The organism is Ruegeria sp. AL12, from assembly GCF_056540885.1.
The window spans coordinates 30,616-53,315 of sequence record NZ_JBQFXN010000005.1 but is presented as its reverse complement, the minus strand read 5'-3'; the positions used below and the strand labels follow the sequence as shown (position 1 = coordinate 53,315).

General features: G+C 58.6%; 30 protein-coding genes. 15 read left to right on the top strand and 15 right to left on the bottom strand.

Annotated features, from left to right (window positions below):
* Positions 1 to 32: 32 nt before the first annotated feature.
* Positions 33 to 752, bottom strand: a complete 720-nt coding sequence (locus tag ACR0C6_RS14010; RefSeq protein WP_480446041.1) for a response regulator — start codon at positions 750 to 752, stop codon at positions 33 to 35.
* Positions 753 to 888: 136 nt separating this feature from the next.
* Here ACR0C6_RS14010 and mce point away from each other — a divergent pair, with 136 nt between their 5' ends.
* Entirely contained in the window at positions 889 to 1,293 is a 405-nt protein-coding gene (mce, locus tag ACR0C6_RS14005; RefSeq protein WP_171232862.1) for a methylmalonyl-CoA epimerase, read from the top strand.
* A 23-nt stretch (positions 1,294 to 1,316) separates the two neighbouring features.
* Positions 1,317 to 1,589, top strand: a complete 273-nt coding sequence (locus tag ACR0C6_RS14000) for a DUF1467 family protein (protein ID WP_480619832.1) — start codon at positions 1,317 to 1,319, stop codon at positions 1,587 to 1,589.
* Positions 1,590 to 1,595: 6 nt separating this feature from the next.
* On the opposite strand, the gene ACR0C6_RS13995 is transcribed toward ACR0C6_RS14000, so the two are convergent.
* Both ACR0C6_RS13995 and ACR0C6_RS13990 read right to left on the bottom strand, forming a co-directional pair.
* Positions 1,596 to 2,294, bottom strand: a complete 699-nt coding sequence (locus tag ACR0C6_RS13995) for an EI24 domain-containing protein (RefSeq protein ID WP_480619830.1) — start codon at positions 2,292 to 2,294, stop codon at positions 1,596 to 1,598.
* Positions 2,291 to 2,869, bottom strand: a complete 579-nt coding sequence (locus ACR0C6_RS13990; protein WP_480619828.1) for a nitroreductase family protein — start codon at positions 2,867 to 2,869, stop codon at positions 2,291 to 2,293. Before ACR0C6_RS13990 ends, ACR0C6_RS13995 begins: the two co-directional genes overlap by 4 nt.
* Positions 2,870 to 3,004: 135 nt before the next feature.
* On the opposite strand from ACR0C6_RS13990, the gene ACR0C6_RS13985 reads away from it, so the two are divergent.
* Positions 3,005 to 3,280 carry a DUF167 domain-containing protein gene (locus ACR0C6_RS13985; protein WP_171168874.1) on the top strand — a complete coding sequence of 92 codons (276 nt, stop codon included), beginning with the start codon at positions 3,005 to 3,007 and terminating at the stop codon, positions 3,278 to 3,280.
* Here the strand turns inward: ACR0C6_RS13985 and ACR0C6_RS13980 are convergent.
* Complete coding sequence (locus tag ACR0C6_RS13980) at positions 3,268 to 3,516, bottom strand: hypothetical protein (RefSeq protein ID WP_170346090.1); 249 nt, start codon at positions 3,514 to 3,516, stop codon at positions 3,268 to 3,270. The genes ACR0C6_RS13985 and ACR0C6_RS13980 overlap by 13 nt on opposite strands.
* 120 nt (positions 3,517 to 3,636) lie before the next feature.
* Between ACR0C6_RS13980 and ACR0C6_RS13975 the strand changes: the two genes are divergently transcribed.
* The 5 genes from ACR0C6_RS13975 (at position 3,637) to ACR0C6_RS13955 (ending at position 5,574) form a co-directional block, all read left to right on the top strand.
* Positions 3,637 to 4,344, top strand: coding sequence for a M48 family metallopeptidase (locus ACR0C6_RS13975; RefSeq protein ID WP_480619826.1), 708 nt, complete (start codon positions 3,637 to 3,639; stop codon positions 4,342 to 4,344).
* The gene (locus tag ACR0C6_RS13970) at positions 4,341 to 4,709 is read left to right on the top strand and encodes a YigZ family protein (RefSeq protein ID WP_480619824.1); all 369 of its coding nucleotides are present in this window, start codon (positions 4,341 to 4,343) and stop codon (positions 4,707 to 4,709) included. Before ACR0C6_RS13975 ends, ACR0C6_RS13970 begins: the two co-directional genes overlap by 4 nt.
* Positions 4,710 to 4,778: 69 nt before the next feature.
* Entirely contained in the window at positions 4,779 to 5,030 is a 252-nt protein-coding gene (locus tag ACR0C6_RS13965; RefSeq protein ID WP_152458952.1) for a DUF6455 family protein, read from the top strand.
* Positions 5,031 to 5,044: 14 nt separating this feature from the next.
* Entirely contained in the window at positions 5,045 to 5,314 is a 270-nt protein-coding gene (locus ACR0C6_RS13960) for a DUF6455 family protein (protein WP_480446035.1), read from the top strand.
* Positions 5,314 to 5,574 (top strand): DUF6455 family protein, encoded by a 261-nt coding sequence (locus ACR0C6_RS13955; RefSeq protein ID WP_480619822.1) that lies wholly within the window; start codon positions 5,314 to 5,316, stop codon positions 5,572 to 5,574. Before ACR0C6_RS13960 ends, ACR0C6_RS13955 begins: the two co-directional genes overlap by 1 nt.
* Here ACR0C6_RS13955 and ACR0C6_RS13950 read toward each other — a convergent pair whose 3' ends face one another.
* On the bottom strand, positions 5,575 to 5,817 hold the full coding sequence (locus tag ACR0C6_RS13950) for a CDGSH iron-sulfur domain-containing protein (RefSeq protein WP_480446034.1): 243 nt from the start codon (positions 5,815 to 5,817) through the stop codon (positions 5,575 to 5,577).
* Between the two features lie 229 nt (positions 5,818 to 6,046).
* Between ACR0C6_RS13950 and ACR0C6_RS13945 the strand changes: the two genes are divergently transcribed.
* The gene (locus tag ACR0C6_RS13945; RefSeq protein ID WP_050604769.1) at positions 6,047 to 6,235 is read left to right on the top strand and encodes a hypothetical protein; all 189 of its coding nucleotides are present in this window, start codon (positions 6,047 to 6,049) and stop codon (positions 6,233 to 6,235) included.
* 136 nt (positions 6,236 to 6,371) lie between these two features.
* Here the strand turns inward: ACR0C6_RS13945 and ACR0C6_RS13940 are convergent, their stop codons facing one another.
* Together ACR0C6_RS13940 and rimO are read right to left on the bottom strand one after the other, a co-directional pair.
* On the bottom strand, positions 6,372 to 6,731 hold the full coding sequence (locus tag ACR0C6_RS13940) for a hypothetical protein (RefSeq protein ID WP_480619820.1): 360 nt from the start codon (positions 6,729 to 6,731) through the stop codon (positions 6,372 to 6,374).
* Positions 6,732 to 6,843: 112 nt separating this feature from the next.
* Positions 6,844 to 8,232 (bottom strand): 30S ribosomal protein S12 methylthiotransferase RimO, encoded by a 1,389-nt coding sequence (gene rimO, locus ACR0C6_RS13935; protein ID WP_480619818.1) that lies wholly within the window; start codon positions 8,230 to 8,232, stop codon positions 6,844 to 6,846.
* 40 nt (positions 8,233 to 8,272) lie between these two features.
* Here rimO and ACR0C6_RS13930 point away from each other — a divergent pair, with 40 nt between their 5' ends.
* Positions 8,273 to 10,282: an AsmA family protein gene (locus ACR0C6_RS13930; RefSeq protein WP_480619816.1), complete on the top strand. Its 2,010-nt coding sequence runs from the start codon at positions 8,273 to 8,275 to the stop codon at positions 10,280 to 10,282.
* Between the two features lie 47 nt (positions 10,283 to 10,329).
* Here the strand turns inward: ACR0C6_RS13930 and ACR0C6_RS13925 are convergent, their stop codons facing one another.
* From ACR0C6_RS13925 to ACR0C6_RS13910, 4 genes are read right to left on the bottom strand one after another with little or no spacing between them, the layout of a single operon-like run.
* Entirely contained in the window at positions 10,330 to 11,826 is a 1,497-nt protein-coding gene (locus ACR0C6_RS13925) for a phosphomannomutase/phosphoglucomutase (RefSeq protein ID WP_480619814.1), read from the bottom strand.
* 15 nt (positions 11,827 to 11,841) lie between these two features.
* Positions 11,842 to 12,675 (bottom strand): 3-deoxy-8-phosphooctulonate synthase, encoded by an 834-nt coding sequence (gene kdsA / locus ACR0C6_RS13920; RefSeq protein WP_480619813.1) that lies wholly within the window; start codon positions 12,673 to 12,675, stop codon positions 11,842 to 11,844.
* Between the two features lie 5 nt (positions 12,676 to 12,680).
* Entirely contained in the window at positions 12,681 to 14,258 is a 1,578-nt protein-coding gene (locus ACR0C6_RS13915; protein ID WP_480619812.1) for a KpsE/RkpR family capsule polysaccharide export protein, read from the bottom strand.
* On the bottom strand, positions 14,236 to 14,895 hold the full coding sequence (locus ACR0C6_RS13910) for an ABC transporter ATP-binding protein (protein ID WP_152458943.1): 660 nt from the start codon (positions 14,893 to 14,895) through the stop codon (positions 14,236 to 14,238). Before ACR0C6_RS13910 ends, ACR0C6_RS13915 begins: the two co-directional genes overlap by 23 nt.
* Before the next feature lie 224 nt (positions 14,896 to 15,119).
* On the opposite strand from ACR0C6_RS13910, the gene ACR0C6_RS13905 reads away from it, so the two are divergent.
* Together ACR0C6_RS13905 and ACR0C6_RS13900 are read left to right on the top strand one after the other, a co-directional pair.
* On the top strand, positions 15,120 to 15,731 hold the full coding sequence (locus ACR0C6_RS13905) for a uracil-DNA glycosylase family protein (protein WP_480619810.1): 612 nt from the start codon (positions 15,120 to 15,122) through the stop codon (positions 15,729 to 15,731).
* Entirely contained in the window at positions 15,724 to 16,512 is a 789-nt protein-coding gene (locus ACR0C6_RS13900; protein ID WP_480619808.1) for an SseB family protein, read from the top strand. The genes ACR0C6_RS13905 and ACR0C6_RS13900 overlap by 8 nt, the downstream gene beginning before the upstream one ends.
* A 60-nt stretch (positions 16,513 to 16,572) precedes the next feature.
* On the opposite strand, the gene yghU is transcribed toward ACR0C6_RS13900, so the two are convergent.
* Positions 16,573 to 17,451 carry a glutathione-dependent disulfide-bond oxidoreductase gene (yghU, locus tag ACR0C6_RS13895; protein WP_480619806.1) on the bottom strand — a complete coding sequence of 293 codons (879 nt, stop codon included), beginning with the start codon at positions 17,449 to 17,451 and terminating at the stop codon, positions 16,573 to 16,575.
* Positions 17,452 to 17,686: 235 nt separating this feature from the next.
* On the opposite strand from yghU, the gene ACR0C6_RS13890 reads away from it, so the two are divergent.
* Complete coding sequence (locus ACR0C6_RS13890; protein ID WP_171638951.1) at positions 17,687 to 18,205, top strand: YHS domain-containing (seleno)protein; 519 nt, start codon at positions 17,687 to 17,689, stop codon at positions 18,203 to 18,205.
* Between the two features lie 49 nt (positions 18,206 to 18,254).
* On the opposite strand, the gene ACR0C6_RS13885 is transcribed toward ACR0C6_RS13890, so the two are convergent.
* Together ACR0C6_RS13885 and metF are read right to left on the bottom strand one after the other, a co-directional pair.
* A complete protein-coding gene (locus tag ACR0C6_RS13885; protein WP_480619804.1) occupies positions 18,255 to 18,920 on the bottom strand; it encodes a J domain-containing protein in 666 nt (221 codons plus the stop codon).
* 230 nt (positions 18,921 to 19,150) lie between these two features.
* Positions 19,151 to 20,017 (bottom strand): methylenetetrahydrofolate reductase [NAD(P)H], encoded by an 867-nt coding sequence (metF, locus tag ACR0C6_RS13880; RefSeq protein WP_171232846.1) that lies wholly within the window; start codon positions 20,015 to 20,017, stop codon positions 19,151 to 19,153.
* 94 nt (positions 20,018 to 20,111) lie between these two features.
* Here metF and ACR0C6_RS13875 point away from each other — a divergent pair, with 94 nt between their 5' ends.
* Both ACR0C6_RS13875 and ACR0C6_RS13870 read left to right on the top strand, forming a co-directional pair.
* Entirely contained in the window at positions 20,112 to 21,017 is a 906-nt protein-coding gene (locus ACR0C6_RS13875; RefSeq protein ID WP_171725953.1) for a LysR family transcriptional regulator, read from the top strand.
* A gap of 98 nt (positions 21,018 to 21,115) precedes the next feature.
* Entirely contained in the window at positions 21,116 to 21,901 is a 786-nt protein-coding gene (locus tag ACR0C6_RS13870) for an inositol monophosphatase family protein (RefSeq protein ID WP_480446021.1), read from the top strand.
* 18 nt (positions 21,902 to 21,919) lie between these two features.
* Here the strand turns inward: ACR0C6_RS13870 and ACR0C6_RS13865 are convergent, their stop codons facing one another.
* A complete protein-coding gene (locus ACR0C6_RS13865; RefSeq protein ID WP_480619802.1) occupies positions 21,920 to 22,663 on the bottom strand; it encodes a rhomboid family intramembrane serine protease in 744 nt (247 codons plus the stop codon).
* Between the last annotated feature and the right edge of the window lie 37 nt (positions 22,664 to 22,700).

Here is a 22,700-nt window from a genome sequence, read left to right as displayed (position 1 = left end):
GGGTTGCAGTGATGAAATAGGCTGTCACCATTTCAAAGCGCCTCTCGCTGTTCCAGTCGGTTCTGCACCATCCCGGCAACCTGCGCCGCCTGCGCCATGATCGGCGTCCCGTTCGCGCGTGACAATGCCAGCTTTCGCGCTGCTTCCGCCAAGGGCCTGTCATTTGCCTCGCGCGCGACGCCGTGCAGGAACTGTGCGGCGTAGTCCAATGTGCGGTGATCGTTGGGACCAGCGAGCACATCGGCGATATGGGCCATGTCGTCCTGATAGGCCAGAGGGTCAGGGCGGATGATTTCATCGCGCACGGCATGAAGCCCGCTGGGCCGCCGGTCCTCTGGCAGGCGTTCCAGAATGGATTTTTGAAAATGTGACATTGATTTTAGCGGCTTGGACAAAAACCCATCCGCGCCGGCCGCCAGAGCCATGTCTTCGCTGCCGTCATCGCCCGAAAGGCCCATGATGACACTGATACGGGGCGTGGCCTCGGCCAATTCGGCGATCAGGTCGGCGCCGGAACCGTCCGGCAGGCCCATATCGACCAGAATGACCGAAGGCCGATAGATCTGTAGATGCCTTCGGGCCGATTTCAGGCAATCCGCACGGCGAATGCGCGCGCCGCTGTGTAGGCACATCAGGCGGATGGCATCGCAAGCGTACCGGCTGTCTTCGACAACCAATATGGTCTGACCCAGCAAGGGTCGAGTCGCGGTGGGCGCGGCGGTGGTGGTGGCAAGTAGGCCCGAATCGTCCATGGCAGCTCTCCTATGCAGCAGATGCTTCACGCTAGGAACTTCTGGCTAACACGACGTTAACGCGCGATTTGGCGCACTTGTCCTTTGGCGGATCAGCCCCCATAACCCATGCAACGCAGGACAGCAGGAGTGAGACATGATTGGACGTCTGAACCACGTCGCCATCGCCGTACCGGATCTTGATGCGGCGTCCGAGCAATACCGCAACGCGCTGGGCGCCAAAGTCGGCGCGCCGCAGGACGAGCCGGATCATGGTGTCACGGTCGTGTTCATTGAACTGCCCAACACCAAGATCGAACTTCTGTATCCGCTGGGTGATGACAGCCCGATCAACGGGTTTTTGGAAAAGAACCCGGCCGGCGGCATCCACCATGTGTGTTACGAGGTCGAGGATATCATCGCGGCCCGTGATCATCTGAAAGCGACCGGAGCCCGTGTTCTGGGATCAGGTGAGCCCAAGATCGGTGCGCATGGTAAACCGGTTCTGTTTCTGCACCCCAAGGATTTCAACGGCTGCCTGGTCGAGCTGGAGCAGGTATAACCCCCAGCCCCGGAGGGCCTGAAATGACCATTACTGCCGCGCTGGTGTTGTTTGCCGTCATCTGGTTCATGACGTTGTTGGTGGTGCTGCCCATTCGCATCAAAACCCAGGGCGATCTGGGTGACATCGTTCCCGGCACGCATGCGGGCGCGCCGGAAGTGCATCACATGAAAAGAAAGATGTGGATCACCACCGGTATCACTTTGATTCTGTGGGCGATCATCGCCGGAATCATCCTGTCGGGCGTGATCTCGGTGCGGGATTTCGACTGGCTGAACCAGTTGGAGCCAAGGTAATCCCCGTCAGGCCTTTTGGCCTGACAAGGCATGATAGATATGGGTGAACGTGGCGGCCCCGATGATCGGGATCACCAGGTTCACCAGCGGCACTGAAAGCGGAATGGCCATCAATGTGCCCGCCACCCAGATCGTCGTTGAATGTTTGGCCCGCAGCTTGCGCGCGCCATCGCGCCCGATCCTTCGCATCGCGGCAAGGGTAAAATATTCACGCCCCAGCAAGAACCCGTTCATCGCCCAGAAGATGAAAGGCGCAAGCGGGGTGAAAATCGCATAGAGGATCAGGGCCAGCAGGTTTGCCACAAACAGAACGCCAAGGAAGCTGAGACCGTCCATAAGCGCCTCTGAGACCGGGATGTGCCGTGCGGGCGGCAACGCCGGAAAATGCTTGTCCTCAACCGCCTGTGCCACCTCGTCCAGAAAGATCGAGGTGATGGCCGACGCGACCGGCACCATCAGAAAAACGGGCAGGATCAGAACGAGCACGATACCGGAATAGTTCAGAACGTCGTTCAGCCACGGCACAGCCCCCACAAACGGCAGTGAGATTTCGCTGCCGGACAGCCAGTTGATCAACCAGATCGCACCTGCACAGGCCAGAACCAGCAGCAGAATGGTCAGACCCACGCCGCGCAGCAATACGGCGCGAAACCTGGGGTCTCCGGTCTGGCCAAGTGCGCTGAAAAAGGCGTTCGGGATGATCATTCCGTAACCCACTCTGTCAACGCGGCCACGTCGGGCCGGGGGCGTTCCGGAGGGGTCGCTCCCTCGGTGGCGATATGAATCAAACCGGCCACGCGTTCGTTTTCGGCAAGCCCGAAAGCATCGACACAGAATTCGCGATCATGTGTTTGCCAACCCGACAGCCAATTGGCGCCCCAGCCCGCAGCCAGCGCGGCATTCAGCAGCGCCAGACAGACCGCGCCAGCAGAGTAGGATTGTTCGATGGCCGGAATCTTTTCGGATTGTTTGCGAACCTCGATGACCGCGACGGCCAGATGCCCCATATCGAACTGGCTGCGCGCCTTGGCGATGTCTTCCGCGCTTTTGTTCAGCCTTTGTCCGCAGGCCTCTGTCAGGGTTGCCAGGCGTGGCATCGCGCCCTTTTCCAGAACGATAAATCGCCAGGGCTCCAGTTTGCCGTGATCGGGGCTGCGGGCTGCGGCCGTCAGCAACGGCAGCAACTCTTCCCGGGTTGGGGCCGGAGCAACCAGTGTCTTGGCCGGCCGGGACCGGCGCGACTGCAAAAACTCCAGAGCGGCGGGGTTTTTCAGGGACATATGTTAACTTCCTTTACATCGAGACTCTGTATCTTGGTCGGTATTCTGCCCGTTTCAAGGGCACGCCAATGGATTGCTTGGATCAATTTCATTACGACGTGCTTCGTGCAAGACTTTGAGAAAAAAGAGGAGACAATGGCGAAACCCAAACTGCGCGATCTGCCGGATCTCAGCGCGATGGCGCAGGCCGGGGCCGTTTTCAAACTGAAGGTGACGCCCAAGGCGGCCCGCGATCGGGTGAGCGTCGAAGACGGTCAGATCAAGGTATCCGTTACGGCCCCGCCGGAAAACGGCAAGGCCAACAGGGCCGTGCAGTTGCTGCTTGCAGAATGTCTTGGCGTCGCGCCCTCGACCCTGATGCTGAAGCAGGGGCAAGCCGCACGGATCAAGCTGTTTTCCTATGACCCCTGAGGTCCGGTTTCGCGAATTTGATAAACACCTTCGGGCAGATCCAGCGCGGCCGCCAGATCCCGCACCTGCTCGGGCGACAACGTGATCTTCTGTATTTGATCGGTGCGGGGATCAAGTTGTTCCAGCGTGACGCATTCCGCGAAATTGTTGATCACCACATCTTCCTGCAAAGGTTGTTCGCCTTCGTCCACAAGCGTAATGACCGTCGAGTCGAATTCATGCTCAATCGTAAACATGAGGCCAGAGTGCAAGCCGCCGGGGCGCAATGCAAGCCGTTCGTTGAACCGGCGGTGTGGTTTCGCCGGCACGGTCGTACTATGTTGAAATCACGGCCATTCGGTCTCAAAGGATATGACATGCACAGATGGTTTGTTTTTTTGCTGTCCCTGCTGCTTGCGGCATGTGGAGAGGGGGCCTTGCGCGTCCAACCCGCCGAGGAATGGCGGGGGGATGAGCCAGAGGCCGAACCGATGGTGCAAACCTTCCGAGAGGTCAGTCGGGCCGTTGGGGCGGAAGCCCGCAGACAGTGTCTGAAACAGACGACCGGGCAGAATTGCGACTTTCGGATTCTTGTCGACTTGAACCCTCAGGCTTCGGTCAATGCATTCCAGACGCTGGATGAGAACAAGCAGCCGGTGATCATTTTCACCCGCTCGATGATCGAATCCACCCAGAACGCGGATGAACTGGCGTTTGTCATGGGGCATGAAGCAGCCCACCACGTGTTGGGGCATATCGGCAGGCAGAGTGAAATCGCCAGCGCCAGCGCGGCTGAGTTCGGGCGGGTGGCAGAGTTGCGCGGCGGGGACGCCGCCGCCATTGAAGAGGCGCAAAAGCTGGGCGCGCAGGTCGGCGTTCAGGCTTATGTGAAAGACTTTGAGCTGGAGGCAGACCAGTTGGGAACCATCATCACGTATAATGCGGGATACAATCCGTTGGTCGGGGCAAGATTCTTTGATCGCATCCCGGATCCCGGTGACAGGTTTTTGGGAACCCACCCACCAAATGCACAACGTGTGCAGATCGTGCGGGAAACGGCAGAGCAGTTGGGTTTGTCCCAATGAGCCGGTTCACATGCCTAGGTGTCGTCCTGACGGATCGCGGCTCGAAATACGCGGTGTCCGGGGCGCAGGTCACAACGCGGGCTGAAATCGACGCCGTTTTGAACGATTTGAAATCCGACAAAAGCTATGCCAGGGCCACCCACAACACCTGGGCTGCGGCTTTGCCGACCGGCGCGTTGAAAGCTGACGACGGGGAAAGCGGCGCGGGCATGGTGATCCTTCGGATGATCGAACGCGCCGGGCTGAAAAATCACGTAATTATCGTGACGCGCTGGTATGGCGGCAAGAAACTGGGCGGTGACCGCTTTCGCCGCGTTCAGGATGCCACGCGGGCCTATCTGGATCACATCGGCGTCCAATCTTGACCTGAGTCAATGTTTGCCTTCGCGGATGCGCTACCCTTTGGACACAGCGTGAAAGCGAAAGGAAACAGCATGCCCACACACGAGACCCTTCGGCTGCATGCCGGATTGGTGGACGATATGGCCAGAATGCTGGACATTGATCTTGAGGAAGCCGCCATTGATGGTTCCGTTTCCGTGGACCAGATCTCTGATGCTGTTTTGCGCTGTACCGACTGCCCGAACCCGGATCACTGCAAAAGTTTGCTGAACGATCCCGGATCTGCTCGGCGTACGCCCGAATACTGCCGAAATCAGGAATTGCTTCACAATCTCCTGCCTTGACACAAAGGTCTGCCATGACACATCTGGGCGAAATCATGACCCATCTGCGCTTGGTGTTGCGTATGGGGCAAGCAACCGGAACCGACTTGGCCGCGGCCTATCGGAAAGGTCATCTGAAACAGGAAGAATGGGCTGAAATCGTGCAGCAGTGTCGCGGCTGTTCCTGGGCCAAGGACTGCCCGGAATGGTTGGAACGGCGTGAGCAGGTTGAACAGGCGCCGTCGACATGCCCGAATCGCAAATACTTTGCAGCCCTCAAAACCAAGCAGGTGGGGAACGCTTGATGTCTCAGGTCGCGTTAGGGGAAATCGAAAAGCACTTTTGGCTTACACGCTCGGTTTCACGCTGCATGGGTATTTCAATGACCGAAGCGATGGCCGAAGGACGTCTTTCACCCGAAAAATACGTCGAGCTTGTCACACGGTGCCGCGCTGCCGGATGTGATGTGCAATGCGAGTTTTGGCTTGCCCGGCAACAGGGCACAGCGACCACTGCCCCGGATTTTTGCCCCAATGCCGAGATACTGAATGGGTTGAAAACCTGATCAAAGCCCGCTGTGCGTTCCGTCGCACAAAGGCGGTTTCGAACTGTGTTTGCAGCCACAAAAGAAGACCTTTTTGCTGCTTTCCGCTGTATATTTCACGGGCTCTGACCCGGTGCCTTTGTGCGATCCGTCGCAAAACGGCTGGCGGCTGGATTTGCCGCAGGCACACCAGAAATAAGTTTTCCCTTCGACGACCTCGACCGGAAATGGCGATTTCTGGGCAACAATGGGCGCGTTTGACATATGGCTTCTCCGTCTTTAGCTGAATTCGCTGCAACAGTTTAGGGCGCCGGAGTCAGAAGAATAGGTTTCACGCCTCAAAGAACATCATTGCGCCATTTGATTGGCATGGATTCGCTGTGACTCACGAAGACGTGATCGATTCAGTTGCCAGATTGCCGTTCAGCCCGTATTCTTAACCTGGCCCCGAAAAGCTGGGCAATATCAGAAAAGTAATAAAGGATTGACGGACATGAAACTGAAACTCGCTGCCGTTGGCGCATTTGCACTGATCCTGACTGCCTGTGCGCAGCAGGAAGAACCGACACCTGTTTACGTTCAGCCCAGCTATGACAAAGCCGGCACACCCAGCTGTCCGGGTGGTTATCAATTGGCCACAACCGAGGCTGGCCAGACGGTCTGTGACCCAATCACTCAGTAAGCCATTCGCAGGCGGCCCGGACCCGGACCGCCTGTACGCTTTCGGGAAAGACCGTCACCAGTTGTGGCGGTTTTTTCTTGCCTGCGATTTCGCGGCTATCGGACAATTTGCGTTCTTCGCGTTGCGCGAACCCTGTTCAGTGCCTTTTTAGGCCGTAGTTATGCTTGAACTTGAATGACTTGAATTTCTGTCGCTTGACCGACCCGTAGGGGATATGCCCGATGACACGCCGTTTGGGGGCGGTGTATCGATAAACCGGGGCCGGCTTTTTGTTATGCGCCTTGGGCCGCTTGGCATATGACTTGGCCTTCGGGGCCACGTAATACCGGTTTATCTTGTGACGGCCGTTTTTGTGAAAGCTTAGATGTTTGCCGCCAACCGCAATGACTCCGGCAGAGCCGACCTGTGTACGCTGGGCGTAACCGGGGGTGGCCACGAAATGCGCGGCCATCAGGAAAACCACGTAGTTCAGGCTAGGCTTGAAGATACGAGACATGAAAACCTCCATGATTGGCTTTCAGTCCAAGATCGGGTCTGACCGCGTGTTCGGCCAATAAACTCGGTTCACGCTTTGCCCATATTCCGTGTGCTCGACGCGGTGTCAGACCTTAGACGGGCTTGCCCCACAAATCGTATTCTCCGGCCTCGTCCACTTCGACCGTGACGATGTCACCGGGCCTGAGGTTTTCGAACCCCTCATCGATGAACAGGTTGCCGTCGATCTCGGGCGCGTCTGCTTTGGTGCGGCAGGTGGCGGCCTCGTCATCGATCTCGTCCACGATCACCTCAAGCGTCTGTCCGACCTTTGCCCGCAACTTGGCCTCCGAGATCGCCTGTGCCTTTTCCATGAAGCGGTCCCAGCGTTCCTGCTTGATTTCGGCCGGAACGTGATCGGGCAGGTCATTTGACCGCGCGCCATCCACGTTTTCATACTGAAAACACCCGACACGATCCAACTGCGCCTCGTCCATCCAGTCCAGAAGGGTCTGGAATTCCGACTCCGTCTCACCCGGATAGCCGACGATAAAGGTCGACCGCAGGGTGATATCCGGGCAGATCGCGCGCCAGGCCTTGATTTCATCCAGCGTTCTGGCCGACGCGGCCGGGCGGGCCATGCGTTTCAGCACATCCGGGTGGGCGTGTTGAAACGGGATATCCAGATAAGGCAGCACGTTGCACCCGGCATCCGCCATCAGCGGAATCAGGTCTCGCACATGCGGATAGGGATACACATAGTGCAGCCGCACCCAGGCATCGAGCTGCCCCAGCTCGCGCGCCAGATCGGTGATATGGCTGCGCACTTCACCGTCTTTCCACGGGTTGATGTCGTATTTCCGGTCCAAGCCATAGGCCGAGGTGTCCTGCGAAATCACCAGCAGCTCACGCACGCCGTTTTGCACCAGCTTTTCCGCCTCGCGCAGAACCGCATGCGCCGGGCGGCTGGCCAGTTTTCCGCGCATGTCGGGGATGATGCAGAACTTGCACTTGTGGTTGCAGCCCTCGGAAATTTTCAGATAGCTGTAATGGCGCGGCGTCAACTGCACGCTGCTGGCGGGCAACAGGTCCACGAACGGATCAGGATCGGGGGGCACGGCGGCGTGCACCGCATCCAGAACTTGCTCGTATTGGTGTGGGCCGGTGACAGCCATGATGCGGGGGTGATGTTCGCGAATGTAATCCGGCTCGGCCCCCAGACAGCCGGTCACGATGACCTTGCCGTTTTCCACCAGCGCCTCTCCGATCGCGTCCAGCGATTCCGCCTTGGCGCTGTCGAGGAACCCGCAGGTGTTCACAATGACGGCATCGGCCCCGGCATAATCTGGCGAAATGCCGTATCCTTCGGCACGTAGCCGGGTGAGAATGCGTTCACTGTCGACCAACGCCTTCGGGCAGCCCAACGACACCATGCCGATGGTCGGCTGGTTCGATTGGGGCGTCTCGGTGATCCGGGCAGAAGGTGCCAGGTCGGGGCGGAGGTTCGGCGGGTTTGTCGTCATGCGCGGCATATAGTCGGGAAAGCTTGCCCTTGCAAATGTGATGCGTGATTTGAATGATCACGGCAATGACAAGCCAAAAGGCGGAGAGCAGAATATGAAATGGCTGATGCGCATCCTGTTTATCGTTGTCGCCGTGATCGCGTTGATCATTGGCGCACTGTTGCTGATGCCGGGGGAAAAGCTTGCCGCGATTCTGGCCGAGCAGGTCAAGGCCCAGACCGGGCGTGATCTGACGCTGACCGGAGATGTGCGCATTTCCTTCTGGCCGGTGGTCGGGATGGAAACCGGGCCGGTGCGTTTCGGCAACGCAAGCTGGGCCGGACCGGAGCCGATGCTCAGCGCGGATAGCCTGGCCGTCGGAGTGGACGCTGCCGGGCTGTTGAATGGGGATCTGCGGATCAAACGAGTTTTTGCAGACAATCCCGTGTTGCGGTTGGAACGATCAGATGGGCGCGGCAATTGGGAATTGAGCGCCCCGACAACCGCGACAACTGCGGTCGCGACCGGGGGGGGCACGCCCGCTGAGCCCTCGGGGCAGGTCACGCTGGATCGGTTGGAGCTGACAAATGCACGGCTGATTTACGTTGAAAATGGTTCGACGCAGATGGATTTCTCGGGCGTGACACTATCTGCAAGCTGGCCCGAGGTGGCGGCCCCATTGGTGATGGAGGCCGCCATGCCAGTGCCTGGAGGGGCGGTTCAGGTTGACCTGAAAATCCCGGACTTACCGGCATTTGCCGCCGGGTCAGTGACTGATCTGGAACTGGTTTTGACGGCCCCGGGCGGAGAGGTCGGATTTGACGGGCGCGTCAATCTTGCGGGTGAAATGGATGGAACGACCAAGGTCGTGACGCTGGACACCGAAAGGATGCTTGCCGCCTTCGGTCAGGCTGGCACATCCGTACCGCCCGGATTGGGCAAGACTGCCGACATTTCAGCGCATATGACGTATACGCAGGACGGGCGGATTTCCATGCGGAACATGGTTGCGCAATTGGATGACAACCGGTTCGTGGGCGAGGCGGATATCACCAACTCGGACCCGCCGCGTATCGTGGCCCGTCTGGATGCCGGTGATCTGGATCTGTCGCGGATTTCCGAAACCGCTTCTGCCTCAGGCGGCACGTCCCAGGCAAGCGCTCCTGCACCTGAGGGGTGGTCGAAGGACCCTATCGAAGCGTCTGCTCTGGCATTGGCGAACGGTAAGATCCGTCTGACGGCGAACTCGATCGCCGTGCCCGGGATGACGTTCGGCAAAAGCGATCTGACCCTGTCGCTGGATCGGTCGCGGGCCGTTCTGGAAATGCACCCGGCCACGCTGTTTGCGGGTCAGTTGCACGGTCAGGTGGTGGCCAACAACCGCAACGGCCTGTCTGTCGGCGGCAACGTGACCGCCACCGGGCTCGATCTGGAACAGGCACTGACCACGATGGCCGGGGTCAAACGCCTGTCGGGAACCGCTGCGGGCGCATTTGAGTTTCTGGGCGTCGGCCAGTCCGAGGATCAGATCATGCGGTCCCTCAGCGGCAAGGGAAACCTGGATGTCGGTCCCGGAGTGATTTCCGGGCTCGATCTGGACCGATTGATGGGGCAGGGCACCGGATCAGGCGGAACCACCGTGTTCAACAGCCTGACGGCCAGTTTCACCATCGACCAGGGCGTGTTGACGAACAGCGATCTGCTCATGTCACTGAAGAATTTCCGCGCAGATGGCACCGGCACCGTGGATCTGGGGGGGCGCAACATCGACTATCTGTTCACGCCCGTGGCGCTGCGGGCCAATTCCGGGCAGGGGATATCGGTTCCCGTTCACATCAAAGGCCCCTGGAGCGATCCGTCGATCAAGCCGGACCTGACCAAGGTGATCGAGGCGGCCGCGGATGTGAAAGTCAAGGAACTGGAGGACGACGCCAAACAGAAGGTTTTTGAAAAGGTCGGCAACGAATTGGATACGACGATCACCGACAGTGATCAGATCGAAGACGCCATCAAGAATAAACTTGAAGAAGAGGCAAAAAAAGGTCTGCTCAAATTATTCGGCGGCGACTGAGCAACCATCGTGCTTGGGGCATCAGGATATGCCCCAAGCAGTTGTCTTCAGATGGTTTGGTCGTAATCGCCGACACCGGGCTCGGTCCGGATGACGGCGTCAATGTCCGCGAAAATGGCGCGCATCTCAGCCTCGCTTTCGCTGCTTTCACAGACGACGACCAGATTGGGGGTATTGGACGAAGCCCGCACCAGACCCCAGCTTCCGTTGTCCAGAATCACGCGTGCGCCGTTCACCGTGACCACTTCTTTGATTGCGCGGCCAGCGAGTGTTTCGCCCGCATCTCCCTTGGCGACCAGCTTGTCGACCAGCCGCTGAAGGATATCATATTTCTCGGTATCGGCGGCGTGGGGCGACATCGTGGGGGTGGACCAGGTCTTGGGCAGGGCCTTGCGCAGGTCCGACATGCTCTTGCCCGGGTTGCGGTCCATCAGTTTGCAGATTTCGACTGCGACACGCATTCCACAGTCGTATCCACGCCCGATCGGTTCGGCCAAAAAGTAGTGGCCTGATTTTTCGAACCCTGCCAGTGCCCCGATTTCCTTGACGCGGCGCTTCATGTGGCTGTGGCCGGTCTTCCAGTAATCGGCTTTGACACCCAGTGCCTGCAACTCGGGGTCGCTGGCAAACAGACCGGTGGATTTGACATCGGCCACAAAGGTCGATCCGGGATGAAGTTTGGCCAGATCACGCGCCATAATCACGCCAACCTTGTCGGCAAAGATCTCCTCACCCTCATCATCGACGACGCCGCAGCGGTCTCCGTCACCGTCAAACCCAAGCGCCAGATCGGCACCGCTGGATTTCACCGTGGCGGCCATGTCGTGCAACATCTCCATGGCTTCCGGGTTCGGGTTGTAGTTGGGGAACGTATAGTCCAGCCGGTTATGGCTGGGCACGAGCTCAACCCCGATCCGTTCGAAAATCTCGGGCGCAAAGGCCGAAGCCGTACCATTCCCGGTTGCGCAAACCACTTTCAGCGGGCGGGACATTTTGAAATCGCCGACCAGATCGTCGATATAGGCCTCTTTGACGCCATCGACGAACTCGTACGAGCCGCCTTCGCGCGCGACGCCCTCGCCGTTCAGTACGATGTCCCGCAGTTCCGACATTTCATCCGGGCCATGGGTCAGCGGGCGGTCAAATCCCATTTTGACCCCGGTCCAGCCGTTCGGGTTGTGGCTGGCGGTGACCATGGCCACTGCGGGCACATCCAGATGGAACTGCGCAAAATAGGCCATGGGGCTTAGCGCAGGGCCGATGTCTTTGACACGGATACCAGCCTGCATCAGGCCCAGCATCAGGGCATTCTTGATCGCCAATGAATAATCGCGATAGTCGTTTCCGACCGCGATCACAGGCTCGATCCCGCGCCTGTGCATCTGTGTGCCAAGCCCCAGCCCAAGCGCGGTCATGCCGGGCAGGTTGATCTCTTCGGGATATTTCCAACGGGCATCGTATTCACGGAACCCGGTGGGCGTGATCATCGCGTCGCGCAGAAAGTTCCAGCTGTTGGGTGTTACCTCGGTGAGGGGTTTGATCATAAGAAAACTCAATCGTTAAATCTGAATCGGATTCGCTTTAGCAAGCGCATCAAATCGCATCAATGTGTCAACAAGTAGGGGCATCTGGTCGAGCGGGATCATATTTGGCCCGTCCGATGGGGCCGAGTCCGGATCCTGATGGGTTTCAATGAACACGGCCCCGACACCCAGAGAAACCGCGGCGCGGGCCATCACCGGTGCAAATTCGCGTTGTCCGCCCGAAGACCCGCCCTTGCCTCCGGGTTGCTGCACGGAATGGGTGGCGTCCATCACCACCGGATAGCCGGTTTTCGCCATTTGGGGCAGCGCACGCATATCGGCAACCAGCGTGTTGTAGCCAAATGAGGTTCCACGTTCGGTCAGCAGTATATTCTGATTTCCGGTGCTTTCGATTTTGTCGACGATGTTGGTCATTTCCCAAGGTGCAAGGAATTGCCCCTTTTTCACATTGACCGCTTTGCCGGTGTTGCCGGCCGCCAGCAACATGTCGGTCTGACGGCACAGGAACGCCGGAATTTGCAGAACGTCCACCGCCTCGGCGGCGATGGCGCATTGCGCCTCGGTATGAACATCGGTCAGAACCGGGATACCCATCGTTTTACGGATGTCATCCAGTACTTTCAGCCCCGCATCGATGCCCATGCCACGCTTGCCCGACAGGGATGTCCGGTTCGCCTTGTCATAAGACGCCTTGAAGACGTATTGCGCCCCGGCTGCGTCGCAGGCTTCTTTCATTTTGCTCGCAATCATCTGCGCATGGTCTGCCGTTTCAAGCTGACATGGCCCAGCTATGATGGTCAGCGGAAGGTCGTTGCCGACTGTCAGGTCGGAGATTTTAACATGTTTCATGAGTTTTATGAGGATACCTGTTCACGAAGGACCGACGCAGTAAGCGAGATCATCAGGTAGATACCAGCAAACAACAGGAATGCCAAAATCGTATTTTCGAACTTGCGCGGATAACTGGGTTCCTGACTGGGAACGGGGTTGACCGAGACGGTCAGATAGCGCACCTGCCGGTTGGCTTCGGACCGGGTCGCTTCCATTTGCTGCATTGCCGTTTGCAGCATCATGTCGCGCGCCGCAAGGTCCGCCTGCGCGATCTGGATACGCACGCTCAGCCGCGCCAGCGAGTTTTCGCCGTCCGAGGCATCCTGCATCTCGGCATTCAGTTCTCTCAGAACTTTTTCCAGGCGGGCGATATCTGCCTTGACGCCATCAACCTTTGCCTTGTTCGGGCGCAGGTTGTCCTGAAGCGCGGCGAGCTCAAGCTCTTTGTCCTGAACCAGTATTTCGATTTCGTTGATGCGGGCACGCAGGCTGGCAATGACGTTTTCGGGGTCAAGAACCGCGCCCTGAAGCTGAAGCTCGATCAACTCTTCCTGAGCCTGCCTGCGCGCTTCCTGCGCCGCTTCGAAACTTTGCAGCGCGTCGCGCATCTGGTCTTCGCGTTTTTTTCCAGACAAGGCGTTCACCCTGTCTTCGGCATAAGAGATCAGGCGTTCGGAAAATTCGGTCGATGTCTGCGCGTCGGGGGCGGCAACCTCCATCCGAATGACCCCTTCGGTCGGGTCATAGCCGATGGTGATCATGCGTTTGAACAGCTTATAGGCGTCTTCAAGCGAGGCGTCCGGCGCCAGCCTTTGAATCGGGTCGATCCACTCCTGCTTGAAGACATCGGAAAACCCGGCATCGCGGTCCAGCAACAGCAAAGCTTCTTTCGATTCCAGGAAGGACTGAACCGAGATCGAATCCTGCGTGGTGGCGAATTGCGTGCCGGCAAGCAGACCGCCGATATTGCCCGGTCCGCCATCCGCTTGCAGGATCAGGAATTCGGAATCGCTGGCATACATCGGCGTGGCGATGCGGTAGAAATAGAAGCCGACAATGAAGGTCGGCAGGAACACAAAGGCCGCCAGACGCGCAAACAGTCCAAACAATTTACGCTTGCGACGGCGGGCGATGTCCTTTTGGATTTGGCTGATTTCATAATTGCGCCGTTCAGCCGGGCTGAGCTCGGGCCCGGGCAGGTTCGTTTTCTCGGCACCCATGGCCTGCGGCAGTTGAACGTTGACTCTGTCCTTGGGTTTGTCACCCTCGTCCGATGGCCTAGCGGCGGCAAGGTCCAGAAGATTGGTGCGCTGGAAGGGGTCGATGCCCTTTTTGCGCAGCAATCGCACCGCGTCATAGTCCGACGTCGCGGCCAGACCGTGTTTCTGCGCCAGACGTCGTGCGATACGCAATTGACGGCCCGTCAGGCCTTCGCGCTTGATGTCATCCAGCTGCGTGCCGGGCTGCGCTTCGCCGGCGGCCTCGGGGCCCTGCGTCGCGTTGCGAATACGCGAGATGGCGTCCGATCGCGCCTCGGCCGAACTTTCCGTCTGGCGTCTGCGGCGCCAGTTGTATTTTCTAACCTTGGGTTTCGTAGTCATAAAGCTGCTTTGCCTCTTCCAAGGAGTCAAACATATACAATTGCCCGTCCAGAAGTACGGCCGCTTTCTGGGCGAATTTCTCCAACACGGACGGGCTGTGCGATACGATCACCAAAGTCGTCGTGCGCAACCTTTCCTTCAGGATCGCCCCTGCCTTTTCGTTGAATTCGACATCTGTTGTCGCCGGCATCCCTTCGTCGATGAGATACATGTCAAAGTCCAGCGCCAGCATCAAAGAAAAGGTGAAACGCGCCCTCATCCCAGAGGAGTAAGTGGCAAGGGGCTGGTCGAAATATTCGCCCAGACCGCAGAGCCATTTGCAGTAGGCCTCGATATAGTCGGGGTCCATACCGTAGATCTTGGCGATGTAGCGCGCGTTCTCAAGCGCTGACAGTTTTCCCGACACGCCACCGGTGAACCCCATGGGGAAAGAAACCCGGCATTCGCGACGGACCACGCCTTCGTCGGGTTTCTCCAGGCCGGCCATCATGTTGATCAACGTGGTTTTTCCGGTTCCGTTCGGGGCCAGAACGCCCAGTGAGGTACCCAGTTCGACCCGAAACGAGACCCGATCCAGAATCACCTTGCGGCGCGTTCCGGTCCAGAAGGATTTGCTGACGTTGTCGAATTCTAGCATTCGGGGTCTGCTGCTCGTTTCGTTCGTGTTGTCGCACTTGCGGGCGGCCAGAAAGGGTATTTTTTACCGTCCCATGTTGGCTACATTATGTCGAATTATGAAACAAATGATCAATGCGGTCCGGTTGCGCGCATGAATGTCTGATTGGGTGCAGCAAAGGTTATCGGTCACTTGGTGCCGCGTCAGGTCGTTACTATCTGTTTTGGCAGCCAACAACAGACCGGATGGGCAGGGGCCTTCAGGATCAGATGAACGCGTTACGTCAGGAAATCCGCGCCTGCCGCTTGTGTGCCGACAGGTTCGCGCAAACAGAAACCGCACACGAGCCGCGCCCGGTGGTCTGGTTCCGCCCCGGAACACCGATCCTTGTCGCGGGGCAGGCACCGGGCGCCCGTGTGCACGAGTCGGGGCGGCCCTTCACCGACCCGTCCGGCGACAGGCTGCGGCACTGGCTGGGGATTGATGAGACGGTTTTTTACGATCGCGACCGTGTTTCGATCGTACCGATGGCGTTCTGCTTTCCGGGGTATGATGCGCGCAATGCTGATCTTCCGCCACCTGCGATTTGCCGCAAGACCTGGCATGACCGGGTGATGCAGGACCTGGGGCGTGTGCCGCTGACCGTTTTGGTCGGAGGTCATGCACACAAGTTTCATCTTGGCGCGCGCGGGTCGGTTACGGACACCGTCCGCAATTGGCGGGACCATGCGCCGCGGGTCTTTGCCTTGCCTCACCCGTCCTGGCGCAATACGGCATGGTTGAAGAAAAACCCGTGGTTCGAGGCTGAACTGCTGCCTGTTTTGCGTACACGGGTCCAAGAGGTGCTGAATGACTGAATCCACGGCGTTGGACACTGCGCATGCCGCGATGCAGGCGGACCCGACAAGTGATGCCGCCCGTCTGCGTTTCTTTGAACGGCTTGCGGATAGCGAGCTGTTTCTGATGCTGACCGAAGAAGCGCGGGACGAAAATATCTCGCCCGAATTGTTCGATGTGGCTGACGGGCGCTTTGTTCTGGCTTTTGATCGTGAGGACCGGCTGGCGCAGTTTGCCGGGCGGCCCGTGCCTTATGTGGCGCTGTCGGGGCGGGTGCTTTCGGGGATGCTGTCGGGGCAGGACATCGGGCTTGGTCTGAACCTGGAGACTGCGCCATCTTCGATGCTGGTCCCGGCGGAAGCCTTGGAATGGTTAGCTGAAACGTTGCAGCACAGCCCGCAAGAGGTCGAGGAAGAGCTTGCCGAGTTTTTACCCCCTGCCGGTCTGCCGCAGAACCTGCTGACCGCGCTGGATACGAAACTAGCGACGGCGGGCGGACTTGCCAGCGCAGCCTATCTGGTTGCCACCAAGTCCAAATCGGGCGCGCAGGGCCATCTGTTGGGATTTGTCGATGCGATTGAAGGGGCCAAGCCCGCTTTGGCCAAAGCCGCGTCCGAGGCGCTGACCTTTTCCGGGATTGAGGCAGGCGCGATGGATGTCGGGTTTTTCACCGCAAGCGAGGCCGCCGCCGCGCTTCTGGCCAAGGTGGGCCTTCGGTTTGATCTGCCCCAGCCGCAAATTGCCGAAGCGGTCCGCGAAGCCCCCGGCAGCAATCCGGACAACCCACCCATTCTGAAGTAACCATCCAAACGCGAACACGCGGCACAAGCTGCACCGCGTGTCGTTGCGCCTAGGATATGTTTATTCCGCCGCCGCTTCCAGCTTGTCCTGCGTGCGGGTTTCGAAATCGCTGGCGTCGTGGCGTTCGTGAAGCTGCGTGTGCGGCTCGCCAAAGGCGCGGTTGACCATGCGGCCGCGCTGAACCGCCGGGCGCGCGTCGATTGCCTTGGCCCATCGCATGACGTTCTTGTAGGATTCCACGTCCAAGAACTCTGCCGCGCTGTAAAGGCGGCCCAGAACCAACTGGCCATACCAGGGCCAAATCGCCATGTCTGCGATGGAATAGTCTTCGCCCGCGATGAAGGTTTTTCCCGCCAGTTCACGATCCAGAACATCCAGTTGGCGCTTGGTCTCCATGGCGAAACGGTTGATCGGGTATTCCCATTTCTCGGGTGCATAGGCGTAGAAATGCCCGAACCCACCGCCCAGGTAAGGCGCGCTGCCCATCTGCCAGAACACCCAGTTCATTACCTCGGTCCGCTCGGGGCCGGATGCGGGCAGAAACGCGCCGAACTTTTCAGCCAGATGGAACAGGATCGAGGCGCTTTCAAAAACACGAACAGGTTTGTCTCCCGACCGATCCCAAAGCGCGGGGATTTTCGAGTTCGGGTTGGCCTCAACAAAGCCCGAGCTGAATTGATCGCCTTCTCCGATATTGATCAGCCAGGCGTTGTATTCAGCGCCTTCATGACCAAGTGCCAACAGCTCTTCCAGCATCACCGTGACTTTCACGCCATTGGGTGTCGCGAGCGAGTACAGCTGAAGAGGATGCCGTCCGACCGGCAGGTCCTTGTCATGGGTCGCTCCGGCGATCGGTCGGTTGATGTTGGCGAATTGTCCGCCACTTTTACTGTCCCAGGTCCAGACCGTTGGAGGGGTATACGAGGATTGGTCGCTCATCACTTGCCTTTCTTGCCTATGTCAGGGCTGCCATACAGCTAATATTGCAAACCGCCGAGTCCAACCCCACTCAACTGGCGTATTCTGTAACAATCCGCCGCCAAACTCTCACGTTTTCTCGTGTCGGGTCACAGCGGCGTTAGGGGGACTACGCAGCGCTTGGGAATCGCATATTGTCCTGTCAGACCTGCCCCAAGGCATCACGGATTTAGTTGACCCGAAAAGGATGGACGACATGAAACGCTTTGCATTGACACTCGCTGCGGCCATAGCTCTGGCGGTTCCGGCTTTTGCCGGCCCTCAATATATCGACGGCACAGGTTTTGCTGTTTCGGGTTATGATGTCGTTGCCTATCGCAGCCTGGATCAGATGCCAGTTGGCCAGTCGCAGCCCGAAGGTGTGCGTGGAAATACCAACATCACCGCCGAGTACAACGGTGCGACCTGGGCATTTGCGACCGAGGAAAACCGCGACAAATTCCTTGAAAACCCAGCATACTACGCGCCGCAATATGATGGGCACTGCGCTTACGGCGTGTCGCGTGGTGGCAAGGTTCCTGCAAATCCAAACCTGTGGCGGATCGTGGATGACAAGCTGTATCTCAACATCACCGACGTGGTTGTCGGATTTTTCGAGGAAGACATTCCAGGCAATATCAATCTTGCCGAAGGCAACTGGCCCGGTATCGAACCAAGCGACGCCTCGACCAATGTGATCCCGAAATTCACGTCGGAAGGCCCGGTTTCAAACTGATCCGGCATCAAAAGAACCAAGCCCGGCTGGTCAAGCCGGGCTGAGGCCGTTACCCCGCAAGCCAGAATTGATCCCGAATATCCTGATCGGCATCAAACCTGATCCGAACACTTTTGGCCCCCGGAAACTTCCGTTCGCGGATCGTATCGGGGATGATGACTTCTCCGGCGCCGGTATCTTTTGACTGGAAGCTCAGAATTTCAGCCTCGGTGTGACGCGCGTTGGTCAGGACGGTCGTTGGCAAGGCCACGCGATTTGCCCCATGATGCACGGGCGTGGTGACAAAATAGGTCAGATGCCGCCCGTAACACCCGACCGCGTCGGGAACGTGATCCGAAACACATGCATCAGATGTGTCCTGAGTATCGGCTTCATCGTGCATTTGCGGCAACCTCTGGTCGGGATTCAGAATCGCCTTGCAGGCGGCGATATCTTCCAGCGGAAGTTCGATGATGCGCTTTTTCAAACGGGGGCGGCGCGGTTGCGGAGGGCCGGAACTGGCACCACCTTTTGTAACCAACCCTTCCTTGCGCAGAAAATCATATGCTGCCTTGGCGCGCGAAAAACCGGAACTGTCCCCATCCGTATGATCGGGATGCGACTGGAAGGCGATCTGCCTCCAGGCGTCTCTAATCTCTTGGGAACCGGCGCAGGGACTCAACCCCAGATCCGCCAACGCATCCGCGCGCGCCCGCACTTTATCGACAGGTTCCATACTCAAAACACTCTTTACAAACTACACAGAACCAGTGTGGTCACAGTCATAGTTTTGTCAAATTTCAGGGATGATTTGCCGGGCTGGGGACAACAATCGCGATGCTGAGATTCAATTGTCCCTCAAAGGCGCCGTTTCAGGGGCGGGGTTGTGAAACAGTGCACATCTTCTGAAACGACAAACGCCCGGGCGTAAACGTAACCCGGGCGAATCATTGGGTTTTTTGAAAGTCAGGCGACGTTTTCCAACTCAACGCTCGGTGTAATGCCCAGTGCAAAGCAGACATCGCGCGTCAGTTCGGGACGGTTCAGGGTATAGAAGTGCAGCTTGTCCACGCCGCCTTCGATCAGGTCCGAACACAGCTCTGTGCAGATTGCCGTGGCCAACAGATCCTCACGCTCGTCGCGCACCGCCTTTTCAAACGCCTGTTCGACCCACAGGGGAATATGCGTGCCACAGCGCTTGGCGAAGTTGCGAGCACCTGCCCAGTTCTCGATCGGCAAGATGCCCGGCACGATCGGTTTGTCGATGCCGGCCTTGGCGCAAGCATCGCGGAACCGGAAAAAGGTTTCGGCTTCGAAAAAGAACTGCGTCAGCGCTTCGTCTGCGCCTGCGTCCAGCTTGGCCTTCAGCCAGTCCACATCCGCAGCCATGTTTGCGGCCTCGGGGTGGGTGTCGGGATAGGCCCCGACACGAATGCTGAACATTTCGGTTTCGGCCAGAGCCTCGATCAGTTCGACCGAACTGGAAAACCCGTCGGGGTGCGGCACAAACTTGTCCTGACCCTTCGGCGGGTCGCCGCGCAGGGCGACGATGTCCTGCACGCCGGCGCGGGCAAAGGTGTCTGCGATCTCCAGCGTTTCCTGCCGCGAAGCATCGACGCAGGTCAGATGAGCGGCCACGTTCAGGCCCGATGACTTGTGCAGGGTCGAAACCGCGTCGCGCGTCAGTTCACGCGTCGTGCCGCCAGCGCCGTAGGTGACGGAAACAAAGCGGGGATCCAAAGGGGCCAATGTCTGGACCGTGTCCCAAAGGCGGAAAGAGGCTTCCAGAGTTTTGGGTGGAAAGAACTCGAAGGAAATTTCAGGTTTGGACATCGTGGCCTCACTGGATCAACTGAGCCTCTTGTGCCATGGCAAGCATTGTGAAACAAACTCATATTACTCAACAACAACATGAACGCTGTTTGAAATGCATATTGAATTCCGGCACCTGCGCACCATCAAGGCGATCCATGAATGCGGCGGGTTGGCCCGCGCCGCGGATCAGTTGAACATCACCCAGTCCGCATTGAGCCATCAAATCAAAGGGTTGGAGGATCAGGCCGGGGTCGAGCTGTTTCTGCGCCGCTCCAAACCCATGAAACTGTCGGCTGCCGGTTTGCGCCTGTTGCGATTGGCCGAGCAGATTCTGCCGCAGGTCGAAGCCGCCCAGAATGAATTTTCTTCGCTGCGGGACGGGCGCACAGGGCGGATGCATATAGCCATCGAGTGCCACGCCTGTTTCGAATGGCTGTTCCCGGTGCTCGAATCTTTCAGGAAATCCTGGGGTGACGTCGATGTCGATATCCGCCCCGGTCTGGCCTTCGACGCGCTTCCGGCCTTGCAGAAGGAAGAGGTCGATCTGGTGGTCTCGTCCGATCCCGAAGACCTGCCGGGCGTCGAATTTGTCGAACTTTTTGATTATAACGCTGTGTTTGTGGCCGCTTCGACCCATCCCCTGGCCAAGAAAGACTATATCGAGGCCGAGGATTTTCGCGGTCAGACCCTGATCACCTATCCGGTGGAACGCACGCGTCTGGATGTGTTCAGCCAGCTGTTGATCCCGGCGCGGGTTGAGCCTGCAACGATCCGGCAGGTGGAACTGACCGCCGTCATCCTGCTGCTGGTCGCATCGAACCGGGGCATTTCAGTGCTGCCGGATTGGGTCGTGCGCGAGGTCAAATACAACTCGGACTACGTTACCCGACCCTTGACGAAAGAGGGCATTACACGGCGTCTCTATGCCGCCGTCCGGTCGGAAGATCTGGAGAAACCCTTTGTGCAGGAACTGGTGAAACTGGCTCGGGAAGAAGCGCGCAAGCTGCAATCCCAGTAACGGCGTTTCCTGCGGGTCTGTTATGCGCATCATTCCTCTTGGCAAGGGCGCATTGCGGCAGTATACGCGCGGTTTGACCGGACAGGAGCCTTTTGACAATGGTTGGCAGCGCAAATCTCAACATCATGATCAAGGCCGCGCGCAAGGCGGGGCGTTCTTTGGTCAAGGATTTCCGTGAAGTCGAGAATCTGCAGGTGTCGATGAAAGGCGCCGGAGATTTCGTCTCGAAGGCCGACATTGCCGCCGAAGCCATCCTGAAAGAAGAGCTGCTGGGCGCACGGCCGACCTATGGCTGGCTGGCCGAAGAGGGCGGTTCCATCGATGGCGAGGATCCGACCCGCCGCTGGATCGTCGACCCGCTGGACGGCACCACCAATTTCCTGCACGGCCTGCCGCATTGGGCGATTTCCATAGCCCTGGAACACAAGGGCAAGATCGTTGCCGGCGTGATCTATGACGCCGCCAAGGACGAGATGTTCTTTGCTGAAAAAGGTGAGGGCGCCTGGATGAACGACACCCGTATTCGCGTGTCGGGTCGTCATCGCATGATTGAATCGGTCTTCGCGACCGGTCTGCCCTTTGGTGGCCGCTCGGACCTGCCTGCGACTTTGCAGGATCTGGCGCGTCTGATGCCCGCCTGCGCCGGTGTGCGTCGTTGGGGCGCCGCCGCGCTGGACATGGCATATGTGGCCGCGGGCCGGTACGAAGGCTTCTGGGAGCGCCGCCTGAATGCGTGGGATCTGGCCGCCGGTGTGATCATCGTCAAAGAGGCTGGCGGTTTCGTGCAGGCGCTGAACCCTGAAGGCAACGTGCTGGACGATGGTGAAGTGATCTGTTCGAACGAACCGATCTTCGATCAGTTCGCCAAGGTGATCCGGGGCTAGGCGCCCTTTGAACCGGCTTTAGCGGCGCGGAACGCGCGGAATGCGGGATTGTGACAACTTGTACTTCGCCTCCGGGTGGGGCGGGTGTCCATGGGTGCGATCCCAGAACTGAATTCCGCCGCGTCTCAGCCACAGCGGTATGCACAGGATCAGGCCAACGGCAAACCCCCCGGTATGGGCCCAATAGGCGATGCCGCCTTCGTCCGGATTGCTGGTGACGCTGCCAAAGAACTGTATCGCCAGCCAGACGCCCAGCATGATGAAGGCGGGAATGGTAAAGACCCTGAAATAGACGATCAGGATCAGCAGGATATCCACCCGTGCTTTCGGGAACAGCAACAGATACCCGCCCATCACGCCCGCAATCGCGCCCGAGGCCCCAACAGTGGGAACTTGGGACTCGGGCCCGGTGATTACGTGAAACAGGCCCGCGCCGATTCCTGCCGCCATGTAAAACAGCAGGAAGGGCAGATGGCCCATCTCGTCTTCCAGATTGTCACCGAAGATCCACAGAAACAGCATGTTGCCGGCCAGGTGCATCCAGCCCCCGTGCAGGAACATGGATGTCACCAGGGTTTCCAGCCCGAACCCGTCGCTGACCCGCGCCGGGATGATGGCGTAGTCGAAAAACAGCCTGCCGATCCGTGGGCCATCATCCATGATCCCGGCATAGCTGAGGAAGATCAGGATATTGGCCGCCAGCAAGGCATAGACAACATAAGGTGTGCGCCCCGAGGGGTTATGGTCGCGGATCGGAAACATGCCTTGACGCTGGGCTTTTGTGCGCCCAGCGTCAAGG